Below are 14422 nucleotides of genomic sequence, written 5' to 3'. Positions count from 1 at the left end.
GGTGGATGCCTCTTTTGTACCCAGCCCTTGACGAAGTGGCCCACTTCACATTAGATTGTTCAACAACTTCAGATTGTTCAACAACCTCAGTCGAAAAGTGACCATCCGGCAAGCCGCTGTCCGCAGCGCCGGATACCCGCCCAACCCAGCGTCTTCGCCAGGCCATGCCGCCATGACCCGGACGCGTCGTCGGCCACCGCCGGCATCTTCAGCCGTACGCACCACCGCACCGCATCCCTTGGAGGACACCAATGGCCACCACGCCAGTACCTGCCGCCGAGCCGACAACGGTTCTCGGACGCAAGGACATGTACAAAGCCTTTGCCGCCAGCCTCACCGGCACCGCGCTTGAGTTCTACGACTTTGCCGTCTACTCGGCAGCAGCCGCGATCGTCTTTCCCATCATCTTCTTCCCGGCCCAGGATCCGCTGACCGGCACCCTGCTCGCCTTCTCCACCTACGCCGTGGGGTACATCTCCCGACCCGTGGGCGGCATCATCTTTGGCCGCCTTGGGGATGAGATCGGCCGAAAGAAGGTGCTGGTCATCACGCTGATGCTGATCGGCGTCGCAACATTCCTGATCGGCCTGCTGCCGACGTACGGCAACATCGGCATCATCGCCCCGGCCGCGCTGGTCCTGCTGCGGTTCGCCCAGGGTGTGGGAGTGGGCGGCGAGTGGGGCAGCGCCGTCCTGCTCTCCAGCGAGTTCGGCGACCCCAACCGCCGCGGGTTCTGGGCCTCTGCCGCGCAGATCGGCCCGCCCGCCGGCAACCTGATGGCCAACGGCGCCCTGGCTGTCCTCACCCTGGCCCTTTCCGAGCAGGCGTTCCTGGACTACGGCTGGCGGATCGCGTTCCTCATCTCGGCCGTCCTGGTGGCGTTCGGCCTGTGGATCCGGCTGAAGCTGGAGGACACCCCGGTGTTCCGCGCACTTGAGGCACGCGGCGAAAAGCCCAACGCACCCATCCGGGAAGTCCTGCTCACCCAGCGCCGCCCGCTGGCAGCAGCCATCCTGAGCCGCATCGGGCCGGACGTGCTGTACGCGCTGTGCACCGTCTTCACGCTCACGTACGGCATCCAGAAACTCGGGTTCGACCGCGGCCAGGTCCTGGTGGCAGTAATGATCGGCTCGGCACTCCAGCTCTTCACGATGCCCCTGGCTGGAGCCATTTCGGACCGCATCAACCGCCGGCTCGTTTACGGTGCCGCTGCCGTTGGCGCCTCGGTGTGGGCCTTCGTGTTCTTCTTCGTCCTGGAAGGCAAGTCGCCCACGGTCCTGATCATCGGCACGGTGATGGGACTGGTGTTCCACTCCTTTATGTACGGTCCCCAGGCCGCCTTCGTGGTGGAGCAGTTCAGCCCGCGGCTCCGGTCCACCGGCAGCTCCTTGGCCTACACGTTCGCCGGAATCATCGGCGGCGCCCTGGCACCGTTCATGTTCACCCTCCTGATGGGCGCCTTCAACAGCTGGCTCCCGGTGGCCATCTACCTGACCGCCGCCTGCCTGCTCACCATGGTGGGCCTGGCCCTCGGCCGGGATTCGAACGTGGCGGAGGACGAGGAGTACCTGCTGGAAAGCGCCGCCAACTGACGCTGCAGCGCCAGCCAGCGGTGCATGAAAGGCCGGGGGCCGGAACGTCTGTTCCGGCCCCCGGCCTTTGCAGTTTATGCCTCGGCTATGTCGCCAGCAGGCCCGCATCCGCCGTGAAGCGGTGCGTGCCGCCCTGGACCGAGAAGGGCTCGCGGCCCGGCAGCTCGACGTCGGCGTCCACGCCGTCAGGGACCGTCGCCTCCACGTGGAGGGCACCGCCGTCGAGCCGCCATTCCACGCTGACGGTACCGTGCGGGGTCTTCAGTGAGGTCCTGGCCCAGTCGATCCCGGCCCCCGGCAGCGGCGCAATCCGGACTTTGCCGTAGCCCGGGGAGAGTGGCCGGATGCCGCCGATGGCCTTGTGCATCCAGTCGGCCACGGCACCCAGGGCATAGTGGTTGAAGCTGGTCATCTCACCGGGGTTGATGCTCCCGTCCGGCAGCATGGAGTCCCAGCGCTCCCAGACGGTGGTGGCGCCCATGGTCACGGGGTAGAGCCAGGAGGGGCAGCCCTCTTCCAGGAGCAGGCGGTAGGCCTCGTCCGCGTGGCCGGTGTCCGTGAGGGCGTGCGTGATGAACGGTGTGCCGGCGAACCCGGTGGAAACGCGGTAGTTGTTATCCCGGACCAGCTCCGCCAGGCGGTTCCCGGCGAACTCCCGCAAGGCCCCGGTTTCCAGCACGTCGAAGGCGATGGCCAGGGCATAGACGGTGGTGCAGTCGCTGCGGATGGTTCCGTCCGCGGCCACATAGTGCTTGGCAAAGGACGCCCGGACCCGGCCGGCAAGCTGCTCGAAGTACGCGGCGTCGTCCGTTTTGCCCAGGAGCCGGGCGGCCTGGGCCGTGATGCACGCGGTGCGGTAGAGGCAGGCGGTGGCCACCACGCCGGTGTCGGCCTTCGCAGCCCACGGTTGGTCCGGTGCGGCATCCGGGTCCAGCCAGTCGCCGAACTGGAAGCCCTGGTCCCACAGGCCCGTGGGTGAGAGCAGGCCCTCCACCCGCCGGGTGTGCGAGGCCATCGACGCGTACTGGTTTTCCAGTACGCCAATGTCTCCGTAGGCCTCCCAGAGCGCCCACGGCACCCAGACGGAGGCTTCGCTCCACAGCGCGGATGACTCCGGCTTGGGGAATTCGGGCGGCTGGGGGCAGTACTTGAGGATATCCGGCACGGTGATGGGGACCAGCCCGTCGGCGGCTTCCTGCTCGGCGGCGAGGTCCAGCAGCCAGTCCTGCAGGAAGTCCTTGACGTCGTAGAGGAACGCGGCGGTGGGTGCGAACACGGCGATGTCGCCGGTCCAGCCCAGACGTTCGTCGCGCTGCGGGCAGTCGGTGGGGAGGTCCAGGAAGTTGCCGCGGAGCCCCCAGACGATGTTGCGGTGCAGCTGGTTGACCAGCTCGTTGGAGCATTCGAAAGTGCCGGTGCGCTCCAGCCCGGAATGGACCACCACGGCTTCGAGGGAATCCTCGGTGAGGGTTCCGGGCCAGCCGGTCACCTCGGCGTAGCGGAAGCCGTGGAAGGTCTTGGTGGGCTCAAAGAAATCCTGCCCTCCGGACAGGGTGAACGTGTCCGTGGCTTTGGCCGAGCGCAGCGGGCGGACGCCCAGCTCGCCGTCTTCGAGCACCTCCGCGTGCCGCAGCGTGATCACCGCACCCGGCGCGCCCTGGACCGTGAACCGCAGCCAGCCCACCAGGTTCTGGCCGAAGTCCACGAGGGTCTTTCCGGCGGGTGAGGTGAAGACCTTGACAGGCTTGACGACGCCGGCACGCACCACGGGCGGGCCCACCGGCTCTGCGAGCCGGCCGGCGTCGAACTCCACCTCACGCACGCCCGTCCAGCCGCCGCCGTCGAAGTTGGGCGCGGCCCAGCCGGGCTGGGTGCGGCGGGCATCGATGGCCTGGCCGTCGTAGATCTCGTTGAAGGTGGTGGCGGAGGGGCCGGCCTGCCACGTGCTGTCCGAGGCGACGGACTGGACATGCCCGTCCGCGTACTCGATGTCCAGCTGCCCGTAGAACCCCAGCTCGCTGCCGTACAGGTTGGATTCACCGTGCCAGGCCAGCCGGCCACGGTACCAGCCGTTGCCCAGTTCCACGCCGATCACGGTGGACGGTGCAACGAGGGCCGTCACATCGTAGGTGCGGTAGCGGAGCCGCCATTCGTAGGAGCTCCAGCCCGGGCTAAGGACGTCGTCGCCCACAGGCGCGCCGTTGATGAAAGCCTCGTAGACACCGAAGGCGGTGGCGCGCAGCGTCGCCGCCACCACGGCCCCGTGGCCCTCCTCAAGCCGGAACTCCTTGCGGAGCCGCGGGGCGCCGTCGAAGTCCTGCTGCGGTGAAATCATGGCGGCGTGCCACGTGGGTGTCATGAAGGGTTCCGTTCTATAGGTACGCAGGGAGGCGTGCTTGGGGCAGTGGTGAGGTCAGGCGTAGTGGCAGGCGACGTCAGATCCGCCCACCACACGGAGGGCGGGACGTTCCGTGGCGCACAGTTCGGTGGCGAGCGGGCAGCGCTGCCGGAACGGGCAGCCGCCCGGGGTGGCGGAAACCGACGATGCCGTCCGCACCCCCATGGATTCACGCAGCGTGCGCCGCTCGGCCTGCTCGGCCGGCCGGGGCACGGGGGACGCTGCCACGAGCGCCTGGGTGAAGGGGTGCTTCGGGTCCTCGGTGACGGCGGCGGCAGGCCCGCTCTCCATCACCTGGCCCCGGTACAGCACCACCACGCGCTGGGCCAGGAACTGCACCACGGAGATGTCGTGGGCGATGAACAGGTAGCTCAGTCCCCGCTCATCGCGAAGGTCCGCCAGGAGGTTCAGCACCTGCGCCTGGGTGGAAAGGTCAAGGGCGCTCACGGCCTCGTCGCACACCACCAGGCTGGGTTCGCAGATCAGTGCCCTGGCCACGGCGATGCGCTGGCGCTGGCCCCCGGAGAACTGGCTGGGGTACCGGTCCACGGCTTCGCGGGGAAGGCCCACGCGTTCCAGCATGGCTTCTGCCCTGTCCCGGGCTTCCGGTGCGGCAACGCCGCGGATCCGGAGCGGCTCGGCCAGGGAGGCGCCCACTGTCTGGCGGGGGTTGAGCGAGGAGTTGGGATCCTGGAACACGGCCCGCAGTTCGCTGCCCAGGGCCCTCCGCTGGCCGGAACCGGCGTGCGTGATGTCCTTGCCCTGGTAGCTGATGGATCCGCCGGAGACCTTCTGCAGGCCCAGGATGGCCTTGCCGATGGTGGACTTTCCGGAGCCGGACTCCCCCACCAGGCCAACTGTCTCACCGGGCTGGATGGTGAAGCTGACGCGGTCCACCGCGGCAGGGGCTGCGGAAGCCTTGCGGCCGCGGCCGTACCGCACCACCATGTCCTTGACCTCGAGGATGGGGGTGGCCAGGACGGCCGCTGATGCCTGCCGGGCCGGGGTTTCGATGCTCATGCCAGGTCCTTTTCAACAGTCATAACCTTGGGGGTGACGTCCAGCGCACGGTGGGTGGGCACCTCGGTGGGCACCCATGCCAGGCCCTCAACCGCGAGTTCGTCCGCCTTGACGCAGCGGACCAGCCCGGATTCCGAACCGGACGGCAGTAGCGGCACCGGGGCGGCGCAGGCGGAGCCGGCGAACTGGCAGCGGGCGGCAAACCGGCAGCCTGCCGGCCAGTCCTTGGGCTGCGGCACCTGCCCGCTGATGGTGGCCAGCCGCTCCGGCATGTCCGCAGCGGAGTTGGCGTGCGGATCAGCCGCCAGGAGCGCCAGTGTGTACGGGTGCCGGGGGTTGTCCAGGATGGCGGCGGTCTGGCCGCTTTCCACCACCTGGCCCGCGTACATCACTGCCACGGTGTCGCAGATATCGGCCACCACGCCGAGGTCATGCGTCACGATGACCACCGACATGCCGGTGTCCTTCACCAGCGAGCGCAGCAGGGAGAGGATTTCCGCCTGCACTGTCACGTCCAGGGCCGTGGTGGGTTCGTCGGCAACAAGGAGGCGGGGCCTGCCGGACAGTGCCAGGGCGATGGCGACGCGCTGTGCCATGCCGCCGCTGATCTGGTGCGGATAGGTCTTCAGGATGCGTTCGGCGTCCACGATGCCCACCTTCTGCAGCAGGCCCAGGGCTTCGGTGCGGGCTTCGGCCTTGCCCATGCCGCGGAGGCGGCGGATCGCCGCGGTGAGCTGGTATCCCACCGTGAACATCGGGTCCAGGGCACGCATGGGTTCCTGCGAAATGAGGGCGATCTCCCGTCCGCGGATGCCTTCCATGTCCTTGTCCGTTGCCGCGGCCAGGTTCCTGCCGTTCCAGAGGATCTCCCCGCCGGTCACGGACACTCCGGAGGGCAGCAGTCCCAGCAGCGAGAGTGCGGTCATGGTCTTGCCGCAGCCGGATTCCCCCACCAGGCCAAGCACGGTGCCGCGTTCGACGTCGAACGAGACGCCGGTGACCAGGCGGACGCTGCCGCCCACGCCTACGGAGAGGTTCCGGACGCTGAGCTGGTCCTGCGCCGGGGCCTCCTCCGGGTTTGCCGGGGTTGCTGCGGCGATGGCGGAGACGGCCTTTGCCCGCTGGCGGCGGGCTGCTGCGGACGGCAAGTGCGAAGCGGTGGCGTTGGGCGACTTGCCCAGGGCATTGCCGATGGCATTGGCGGCGAGCACGGTCAGGGCCAGCACGGCGCCGGTGGGAACCATCAGCCAGGGGGCATCGTAGACGTGCTGGGACGCGCTCTGGATCATCCCGCCCCAGCTGGGCTGCGGGATGGGCGGGCCGAACCCGATGAAGGCGAGGCCGGCCTGGATCAGCATGCCGACGGCGAAGATGAGGGCGGACTGCACCACGATGGTGTTGGTCAATCCGGGAAGGACGTGCCGAAGGCTGATCCCGAGCATGCTGACGCCGTCCACCTTGGCTGCGTCCACATACAGCTGGGACTGCAGCGACTTGGCCTGGCCCAGCATGACGCGGTAGATGCCGGCGGAAATGAGGATGCCCAGGATGGCCATGACCACCGGGATGTTGGTGCCTACCGCGCCAATCACAGCGAGGATGATCACGGTGCCCGGAATGGACATCATGATCTCGGTGGTGCGGCTGATGACCGGCTCCGTGCGGTCCCCGCCGGCGGCCGCCAGCATCGCCAGGATGGTCCCGAGCCCGACGGCGACGAGCACCGTGATCATGGACGTTCCCAGGGTGCCGGCCGCCGCAGCGAAAATGCGGCTGAGGAGGTCCCGGCCCAGTTCGTCGGTGCCGAGCCAGTGCGCGGCCGTGGGGCCCGAGAGGACGGCGGTGAAGTCCTGGTCCTCGGTCTTGAAGGGCAGCCAGAGCGGCGCGGTCACGGACGCGGCCACCATGGCGGCCAGCCAGGCCACCCCGGCGATGCTTCCGGGTGAGGCGAACAGCTTGCTCCCGGAGAAGCGGGTAAGTGCTGGCCGGCGGGACGTTGTGGGAGCTGCGGTACCGGCGGCGGGAGCCTCTGCGGGGGAATCTGCGGGGGCTGGGGCAACTGAGGGGATCATGAGGCACGCAACTTCGGGTCGAGGAACTTGGTGGCGAGTTCCAGCACCAGGTTCACGGCAACCACCACAACGGTGGCGATCACCACCACGCCCTGGACGGATGGAGCGTCATGGGTGCTGACGGAGGTTTGGACAGCCTGGCCCAGGCCGGGCATGGCGAACAGCTGCTCCGCGATGACGGAGCCGCCGAACAGTTGGATGAACTGCAGTGCGATGCCGGCAACGATGGGGAGGCTGGCATACCGCAGGGCGTGGACGTAGAGGATTTTCCAGGTGGGGGTAGCGGTGGCGCGGAGGGTCCGGATGTGTTCCTGCTGCAGCGCTTCAAGCATGGAGGCCCTGGTCTGGCGGGCGATGAACGCCGCACCGCCCACGGCCAGGGTGATGACGGGCAGGGCAAGGGACAGTGCCCAGTCCTGCGGGGATGCCTCGAACGGGACGTAACCGGTGGCGGGGAAGATGGAGGACTGGACCGCGAACAGGTACACGAAGATGACGCCCACCCAGAAGCTGGGCAGGGCCACACCCATGCCGCAGGCGGCGCCGATGATGCGGTCTGCCGTTCCCCCGCGGACAGCGGCGGTGACGCCCAGGGTGATGCCCAGTAGAGCGCTGAGCAGCGTGGCCCCGGCGGCCAGGGAGGCGGTGACGGGAAGCCTGCTGGCCAGGTCGGCGCTGACGGAGCGGCCGTCAATCAGCGACGTGCCGAGATTGCCCTGGACGGCGTCGCCCAGCCAGCGGACGAACTGGGTCAGCAGCGGATCATTCCAGCCGAGCCGCTGGTTGACTTCGTCGATGGCTTCCTGGGTGGCGCCGGCTCCGAGCGAGACGGCTCCGGGGCTTCCGGGCATCGCGTGCACCAGCAGGAATGCCAGCACCGCAACCACCAGGACGGTGGCAAGCGCCATCAGCAGGCGCTTGGTGATGAATAGTGCCATGGTGACCTCCATCGGTCAGGCCCTGCCGGGCCGGGCGCTCCCGTGTGACAGGAGGGCCCGCCCGGCAGGTGCGGGTGTTAGCTGGCCGGCTTGTAGGACGAGAGGAGCGGGTAGGCGTTGGTTCCGGCGAACTCCACCGGGGCCACCTTCCTGGTGTTGTAGCCCTGGTTGGTGAGCGCCTCGTAGAGCGGGATCATCCAGCCGGATTCCACCAGCCGAGTGTTCAGCTTGGTGGCCGCGGCCTTGACGGCGGCGTCGTCCTTCGCGGCAGCCAGCTCACCCGTGGCGGCGCTGAGCTGCTCGTCGGTGGCCTTCTGGACGTTGGTGAAGCCGCTCAGGACTGCTCCGTACATCACGCCCACGGGGTTGTCCCAGTTCAGCGGCGCGTAGCCGAGCGGGGTGGTGGCGACGGCGGCGAACGCCTCGTCCGTTGAGGCAGCCATCTTGACGTTCATGGTGATTCCGACGGCGGCGAGGTCCTTCTGGACTGCCTGCAGGTCCGTCTGGGTCTGGGCGCCGGCAATGATGGTGAACTCGAAGCCGTCCGGGTAGCCGGCTTCCGCGAGCAGGCTCTTGGCCTTCTCCGGGTTGTAGGCGAACGCCGTTTCCAGGTCCTTGGTGAAGCCGGCGGAGTCCTTGGGCAGGGCGTTCCAGGCGGGGATGTCACCCTTGTGGAGGGCGTCCACCAGGGCCTGGCGGTTGATCGCGTGCTGGATGGCCTGGCGGACCTTTTCCTCGGCGAACGCCGGTGCGGTCTTGCCGATCTTGTCGAAGGAAATCATGGTGTTGACCGTGCCGCCGATCTGGGACACACCCACACCCTTGGTTTTCACGAAGTCCACCGTGGAGGACGTCAGCATGGCAACGTCAGCCTGGCCCGAAACCAGGGCGTTTGCCCGGGCCTGGGGGTCGAGGACAACGCTGAAGATCACCTTGTCGAAGGCGTACTTGGAGGCTTCCGGGCTCTTGCTGTTCTTGACCAGGACGTACTTGTTGCCCTTCACGGTGGAGGGATCAAGAGTGTAGGGGCCCGAGCCGTCCGGGGTTGCGGCGAGGCTTGCGGTGTCCGTAACTGCCGTCTTGCCGACGATCATGCCGGTGGTGGAGGCCAGGTTCTTTTCGAACCCGGGCTGCGGCTTGGCGAAGGTGAGGGCAACCTGGGTGGGGCTGACGACGTCCACCGAGGCGATTTCCTGTGCGCCGCCTTTGGCGACGGCAGAGTAGGCGGTCAAGGCCGGGTCGGAGCGGCGGTCGAGGTTTGCCTTGACCAGTTCGGCGTCGAGCTTTGACCCGTCGGTGAACGTTACGTCGTCCTTGAGGGTCAGGGTCAGGACCGTGTTGTCAGTGTTGTAGCTGAACTCCTTGGCCAGGCCCGGGCCTGCCGAGCCATCCGGCTGCAGGGTCATCAGGCTTTCGTAGAGCCCTTCGAAGAACTGCCGCTGGGCGGCTGACACACGCAACGGATCGAAGCCGAATGATGCGGAGTCGCTGTCGATGGCGAGGGTCAGGGTGCTGGTATCGACCTTGGCGGCTGCCTGGCCGGAGCCGCCGCCGCAGGCGGTGAGCGATCCCAGCAGGAGGGCGCCGGCCAGAACGGCGGAGCTCCCGCGGGCGGTGGAGTTCAGGAGTTTCATGTAGTGCGCCTTTGCATTCTGGTGTGACAACGGAGAGGACTGTGTGGGCCAGGCGAGTGGCCGGCTTCCTCAAGAATGCTGTGGGCACGTTTTCGCCAGACACGACTATTTCATTGGTTGAAATACTTCTGTGGCGCCGGTCACTGCGCGGGACAGGATGAATGTCAAGGCATCGAAGCCTGGCGCCGGGCCCCGGCGTTGCACCGAAAGGATCATCATGACCGTTTCCCCTTCCTTCCCGCCCCACTTCCTGTGGGGCGTGGCCAGCGCCGCACACCAGGTGGAAGGAAACAACGTCAACAGCGACACGTGGCTCCTGGAGCATCTTCCCGGCACCATTTTTGCTGAGCCCTCAGGTGACGCCGTGGACCATTACCACCGGTACCGGGAGGACATCGCCATGATCGCCGGCCTCGGGTTCACCAGCTACCGGTTCTCACTGGAATGGGCGCGGATAGAGCCCGAGGAAGGCCATTTCTCGGTGGCGGAACTGGACCATTACCGCCGCATGCTGGAGGTGTGCCATGACCATGGCCTTACCCCGGTAGTGACGTTCCACCACTTCACGTCCCCGCGGTGGCTGTTGGCCATGGGCGGGTGGGAGGGCCCGCGGACGGCGGAGCTTTTTGCCCGCTATTGCGGCCGGGTGATGGCGCACCTGGGTAACCTGGTCGGCGTCGCCTGCACCTTGAATGAACCGAACCTGCCGTGGCTGCTGGAATCCTTCGGCATCGGCGGCGAAGCACCGGAAAACCGGGCTTCGGTGCCCATGTGGGCTGCCGCCGCGGAACGCCTGGGCGTGGATGCCAGCACCGTGGCGCCCTTCCAGTTCTGCTCCACCGAGGCGGGGTTCGCCGTCAAGCTGGCGGCTCACCGGGCCGCCACCGCAGCGATCAAGGCGCACCGGCCCGGGCTGAAGGTGGGCTGGACGCTTGCCAACTCGGACATCCAGTCGATCGAGGGCGGCCGGGAACTGGCCGACCGGGTCCGCCGGGACGTCAATGAGCGCTTCCTTGAGGCATCCCGGGGCGATGACTTCGTGGGTATCCAGACGTACGGCCGCACGGTATACGGTCCGGACGGCCACGCGCCGGCGCCCGAAGGCGCGGAGATCAACCAGATGGGCGAGGAAATCTACCCGCAGGCACTGGAAACCACCATCCGCGAAGCGCACCGGATCGCAGGCATTCCTGTCATGGTGACGGAGAACGGCCTGGCTACCGAGGACGACGCCCAGCGCGTGGCTTACCTGCAGGCAGCCGTCGACGGCGTCGCGGCCTGCCTGGCGGACGGCATCGACGTCCGCGGCTACATCGCCTGGACCGCCTTCGACAACTTCGAGTGGATCTTCGGCTACCGGCCCAAGTTCGGGCTCATCGCCGTCGACCGCGCCACTCAGGAGCGCACTCCCAAGGAAAGCGCCCACTGGCTGGGGGGCCTCGCCCGTGAGCATGCGCAGTCACACGTGACGCAGCCTGCCTAGACACGGACGGAGCCTGCCTAGGGAATCCGGCACCCATCCATCCATTTGGCCGCCGGCTCCGAATCCCTTGGGACAAAATTCCCAAGGCTAGGACGGGACGATGGACGAAGCGGACCAGCGGGCCCTGACCGGCGCGGTGATCAAGAGGCACAGCCTCGACCTCGCCGAGCTGTGGCTCGACTTTGTTGCCCTGGGCGGGGACGCCTCCGAACAGGACATCAGGGATTACAGCTCCGGCACGGCTGCACTGTCAAAAGATGACCGGGACGCCCTGACCCAAGCGGTCAATGAGCACTGTGCCGCGGCGAACGCACTGGTCCGGGCACCCTTCAGCGGTTCCCTCCTCGCGCTTCAGCAGAAGGAACGGCAGGATCCCTACTCGTCGAAGTAGGTGAAGGTGTCAGTGTCGCCCGCCACGGAAGAGATCACGGCGGCCGCGACGTCCCGGAGCTTCACGTTCCTGGAATTGGAGGCCTCCCGCAGGACCTGGAAGGCGGCGGCCTGGCTGCAGCGGTTCTGCGCCATGATGGCGCCGGTGGCCAGGTCGATGACCGTCCGTGACTCCATCGCGGCGCTCATGCCGGCTTTGGAGTCCTGCAGCCTGGCCATCCGCAGGGCAAGCGTGAGCCCCTTGGATACCTGTTCGGCATAGGCCTCGGCGGTGGCGGCGGCGTCACCGCTGTACGCCCCCGGCTGCTCGAAGTGAAGGGTAAGAGCGCCGAGGTCCTTGCCCTCCAGGAGCAGCGGGATACCCAGCACAGACCTGATGCCCTGCTCCCGGGCGGCCAGCACGTACTCCGGCCAGCGGTCTTCGTGTTCCAGGTCCGGGACGAGGACTGTTCCCATGGTCCGCATGGGGGCCAGGCCCGGGCCGTCCCCATGCGTGTCTTCCAGCTCGGTGAGCAGGCAGGAGCCGGGGTTGCTGCCGGCTATGGCGGTGGGCTTCTTGGGGCGGGCCAGCCTGATGCCGCAGGACACTTTCCGGCCGGCACTGCCAAACCGTGCGGCAGAGTATTCTGCGAGGTCCTGAAGGAGCTGCTCCACGCCGGGGTTCCCGAGGACCAGGTCCTGCAGGTGCGCTGCAACATCGGCAAAAATTCTGCCATCCGAAACATCGGTGACCACCAAGGATCTTTCCTCCCGGACGAAAATGAAAAGCCACAACAACATGGCCACTCACTGCCAAACGGTAGTTCCAGCCTACCCGTGCAAAGGACGTAACCTGTCAACCATGAAGCCCGCCTCCAGCCACATCGGAGCCGTCCACGGCGCAACGCTGACAGTCGACGGCACCCCGGTCCGCAGTTTCCTGGGGGTCCCGTACGCGGAGCCGCCGACGGGGGAACGCCGTTTTCGTCCGCCCGTTCCCGTGTCCCCGTGGCTGGATGTGCTCGACGGCAGCGCGCCGGGTCCGGCCGCCCCGCAGAACCCCGAGTCGCCGGCACCGCCCGGGGCCAAACCGCGGATCTGGAGCGAGGAGGGCTGCCTCAACCTCAACATCTGGGCTCCCGCCACGGACGGCCCTGCCAGGCCCGTGATGGTGTGGATCCATGGCGGCGCCTACCTCACTGGTTCCAACAGTGACGGCATGTACGACAGCGCCAACCTCGCCGCCGCGGGCGATGCCGTAGTAGTGGCCATCAACTACCGGCTGGGAGCGCTCGGTTTCCTGCACCTGGCGGACCTCCTGGGACCGGGCTACGAAGACTCCTCCAACCTTGCCCTCCTGGACCAGCTCGAAGCCCTGCGCTGGGTACGGCGCAACATCGCCGGGTTCGGCGGGGACCCGCAGAACGTGACCCTGTTTGGGGAATCGGCCGGAGCCGCAGCCATCGGCACCCTGCTGGGCATGCCGGCGTCGGAAGGCCTGTTCCGCCGGGCCATCATGCAAAGCGGCACCGCCGAACGCTGGCGCACGCCCGTTGACTCTGCCGGCATCAGCCGGAGGTTCCTCGCCCTGTGCGGCCTGGACAGCCTTTCGGCGGCCGAGCTGCTGGCCCTGCCCGTGGAGCGGCTGCTGGAGGCCCAGGAAAAGCTGGTGCAGGAGGTGGGCCGGGAAACATTCGCCGTGCCCCTGCCCTTCCAGCCGACGGTGGGGACGCCATCACTGCCGCAGCCGCCCCTGGATGCGGTTCGGCAAGGGCTCAACGCCGGGGTGGATCTTATTGTCGGGACCAACCTCAACGAGGGGTCCTTCGCGGTGGAAATGCGGCCGACTGCCCCAGAGGATCCCGGCTATCCGGAACGCGCCGCCGCCGTGCTCACGGCCGCCGGGATTGCCGGGGACCGCGCGGCGGAATACGCGTCCGCCCTCGCCCAGGTTTTGTCCCGGGAAACCGGTTTGTCGCCCGAAACCGGCCCGCCGCAGGAGGCAGGCTTGTCACGCGATGTGTCCGGCAAGGAACTCCTCGAAGCCGCGATAGCCGATTCCGTCTACCGCCAGCCGAGCAACAACCTGCTGGACGCGCGCGGACAGGGCGCCCGGCACGGGGCGCCGGGCCGGACCTTTTCCTACCTCTTCACCTGGCGCAGCCCGGCCATGGGCGGAAAGCTCGGAGCATGCCACGCCCTGGACATCCCGTTCGTCTTCCGGCACCTGGATGCGCCGGAGGCTGCCTTCCTCACCCGCGGCCGGGCACCGCAGTCCCTCAGTGACACCATGAGCGGCGCGTGGGCGTCATTCGCACGGAGAGGAAGACCCGGCCTGCCCGGACTGGAGTGGCCGGAATACGGGCGGCAGCGCAACACCATGATCCTTGACACGGCACCCCGGGTGGACGCGGATCCGCGCCGGGACATCAGGGAGTTCTTCGAGGCGAACCGGGTCAGCCTGCAGCCTGGGCGTTGAGGGTATCCCGGATCCCGTTCAGCGCGGGGTCCCGGAGCTGCATGAAGGCAGGTTTCAGCAGCGGCTGAATGATCTTGGCCGGTCCCTTGATGCTGAACTCGGCCGTGTACTTCACCAGCGACCCGGTGCCGGACGGGCTCACGTCCACGGAGTCGAACGCTGTGACGGTCTTGTTTTCGCCGCGGAGCTTGATGTGGTTCTCCGTCAGCTCGATGACCTCGTACTCCAGGGTCTGGCGCTTCCCCCGGAATTCGGACTCTGCATGGTACCGGTGGCCTACCGCCACCGGGCCCGGCGTCAGCTTGTCCATCACGGGAGTGTTGGGGTCCCACGTGCTGGTGTTCTCGAACTCCCTCATGAAAGCGAAAGCTTTCTCGGCGGACAGGTTGGTTTCGACGCTTCCGGTGACTGTGATCATCACCCCAGTGTAGGAACGG

11 protein-coding genes are annotated in these 14422 nt (G+C 67.5%); 4 read left to right on the top strand and 7 right to left on the bottom strand.

From position 1 onward, the window contains the following. The first annotated feature begins 251 nt into the window (after positions 1-251). Entirely contained in the window at positions 252-1592 is a 1341-nt protein-coding gene (locus tag ACZ9BC_RS03305) for an MFS transporter (RefSeq protein WP_476244706.1), read from the top strand. An 85-nt stretch (positions 1593-1677) separates the two neighbouring features. Here ACZ9BC_RS03305 and ACZ9BC_RS03300 read toward each other — a convergent pair whose 3' ends face one another. The 5 genes from ACZ9BC_RS03300 to ACZ9BC_RS03280 form a co-directional block, all read right to left on the bottom strand. Next, positions 1678-3951 (bottom strand): alpha-L-rhamnosidase, encoded by a 2274-nt coding sequence (locus tag ACZ9BC_RS03300; protein ID WP_476244705.1) that lies wholly within the window; start codon positions 3949-3951, stop codon positions 1678-1680. 54 nt (positions 3952-4005) lie between these two features. Further along, on the bottom strand, positions 4006-5010 hold the full coding sequence (locus ACZ9BC_RS03295) for an ABC transporter ATP-binding protein (RefSeq protein ID WP_476244704.1): 1005 nt from the start codon (positions 5008-5010) through the stop codon (positions 4006-4008). Continuing rightward, positions 5007-7082, bottom strand: a complete 2076-nt coding sequence (locus ACZ9BC_RS03290; RefSeq protein WP_476244703.1) for a dipeptide/oligopeptide/nickel ABC transporter permease/ATP-binding protein — start codon at positions 7080-7082, stop codon at positions 5007-5009. The genes ACZ9BC_RS03295 and ACZ9BC_RS03290 overlap by 4 nt, the downstream gene beginning before the upstream one ends. Then, a complete protein-coding gene (locus ACZ9BC_RS03285) occupies positions 7079-8032 on the bottom strand; it encodes an ABC transporter permease (protein WP_476244702.1) in 954 nt (317 codons plus the stop codon). Before ACZ9BC_RS03285 ends, ACZ9BC_RS03290 begins: the two co-directional genes overlap by 4 nt. Before the next feature lie 65 nt (positions 8033-8097). Next, positions 8098-9654, bottom strand: a complete 1557-nt coding sequence (locus ACZ9BC_RS03280) for an ABC transporter substrate-binding protein (RefSeq protein WP_476244701.1) — start codon at positions 9652-9654, stop codon at positions 8098-8100. A gap of 217 nt (positions 9655-9871) precedes the next feature. Here ACZ9BC_RS03280 and ACZ9BC_RS03275 point away from each other — a divergent pair, with 217 nt between their 5' ends. Further along, positions 9872-11137 (top strand): glycoside hydrolase family 1 protein, encoded by a 1266-nt coding sequence (locus ACZ9BC_RS03275; RefSeq protein ID WP_476244700.1) that lies wholly within the window; start codon positions 9872-9874, stop codon positions 11135-11137. 100 nt (positions 11138-11237) lie between these two features. Then, the gene (locus ACZ9BC_RS03270; protein WP_476244699.1) at positions 11238-11528 is read left to right on the top strand and encodes a hypothetical protein; all 291 of its coding nucleotides are present in this window, start codon (positions 11238-11240) and stop codon (positions 11526-11528) included. On the opposite strand, the gene ACZ9BC_RS03265 is transcribed toward ACZ9BC_RS03270, so the two are convergent. Further along, positions 11513-12307: an ANTAR domain-containing protein gene (locus tag ACZ9BC_RS03265; protein WP_476244698.1), complete on the bottom strand. Its 795-nt coding sequence runs from the start codon at positions 12305-12307 to the stop codon at positions 11513-11515. The two genes, ACZ9BC_RS03270 and ACZ9BC_RS03265, sit on opposite strands and share 16 nt — an antisense overlap. A gap of 61 nt (positions 12308-12368) precedes the next feature. Between ACZ9BC_RS03265 and ACZ9BC_RS03260 the strand changes: the two genes are divergently transcribed. Beyond that, on the top strand, positions 12369-13985 hold the full coding sequence (locus ACZ9BC_RS03260; protein ID WP_476244697.1) for a carboxylesterase/lipase family protein: 1617 nt from the start codon (positions 12369-12371) through the stop codon (positions 13983-13985). Here the strand turns inward: ACZ9BC_RS03260 and ACZ9BC_RS03255 are convergent. After that, the gene (locus ACZ9BC_RS03255; RefSeq protein WP_476244696.1) at positions 13963-14403 is read right to left on the bottom strand and encodes an SRPBCC family protein; all 441 of its coding nucleotides are present in this window, start codon (positions 14401-14403) and stop codon (positions 13963-13965) included. The two genes, ACZ9BC_RS03260 and ACZ9BC_RS03255, sit on opposite strands and share 23 nt — an antisense overlap. Between the last annotated feature and the right edge of the window lie 19 nt (positions 14404-14422).

The sequence above is a fragment of the Pseudarthrobacter sp. TE3704 genome, from assembly GCF_056279405.1.
Note: the sequence above shows the minus strand (reverse complement) of the source record. Positions and strands in the feature narration are given on the sequence as shown.

Bases quoted from the DNA above. Each gene is read 5' to 3' on its own strand.
- ACZ9BC_RS03305 (WP_476244706.1), top strand. From the start codon at position 252: ATGGCCACCACGCCAGTACCTGCCGCCGAGCCGACAACGGTTCTCGGA.
- ACZ9BC_RS03300 (WP_476244705.1), bottom strand. From the start codon at position 3,951: ATGACACCCACGTGGCACGCCGCCATGATTTCACCGCAGCAGGACTTC.
- ACZ9BC_RS03295 (WP_476244704.1), bottom strand. From the start codon at position 5,010: ATGAGCATCGAAACCCCGGCCCGGCAGGCATCAGCGGCCGTCCTGGCC.
- ACZ9BC_RS03290 (WP_476244703.1), bottom strand. From the start codon at position 7,082: ATGATCCCCTCAGTTGCCCCAGCCCCCGCAGATTCCCCCGCAGAGGCT.
- ACZ9BC_RS03285 (WP_476244702.1), bottom strand. From the start codon at position 8,032: ATGGAGGTCACCATGGCACTATTCATCACCAAGCGCCTGCTGATGGCG.
- ACZ9BC_RS03280 (WP_476244701.1), bottom strand. From the start codon at position 9,654: ATGAAACTCCTGAACTCCACCGCCCGCGGGAGCTCCGCCGTTCTGGCC.
- ACZ9BC_RS03275 (WP_476244700.1), top strand. From the start codon at position 9,872: ATGACCGTTTCCCCTTCCTTCCCGCCCCACTTCCTGTGGGGCGTGGCC.
- ACZ9BC_RS03270 (WP_476244699.1), top strand. From the start codon at position 11,238: ATGGACGAAGCGGACCAGCGGGCCCTGACCGGCGCGGTGATCAAGAGG.
- ACZ9BC_RS03265 (WP_476244698.1), bottom strand. From the start codon at position 12,307: ATGTTGTTGTGGCTTTTCATTTTCGTCCGGGAGGAAAGATCCTTGGTG.
- ACZ9BC_RS03260 (WP_476244697.1), top strand. From the start codon at position 12,369: ATGAAGCCCGCCTCCAGCCACATCGGAGCCGTCCACGGCGCAACGCTG.
- ACZ9BC_RS03255 (WP_476244696.1), bottom strand. From the start codon at position 14,403: ATGATCACAGTCACCGGAAGCGTCGAAACCAACCTGTCCGCCGAGAAA.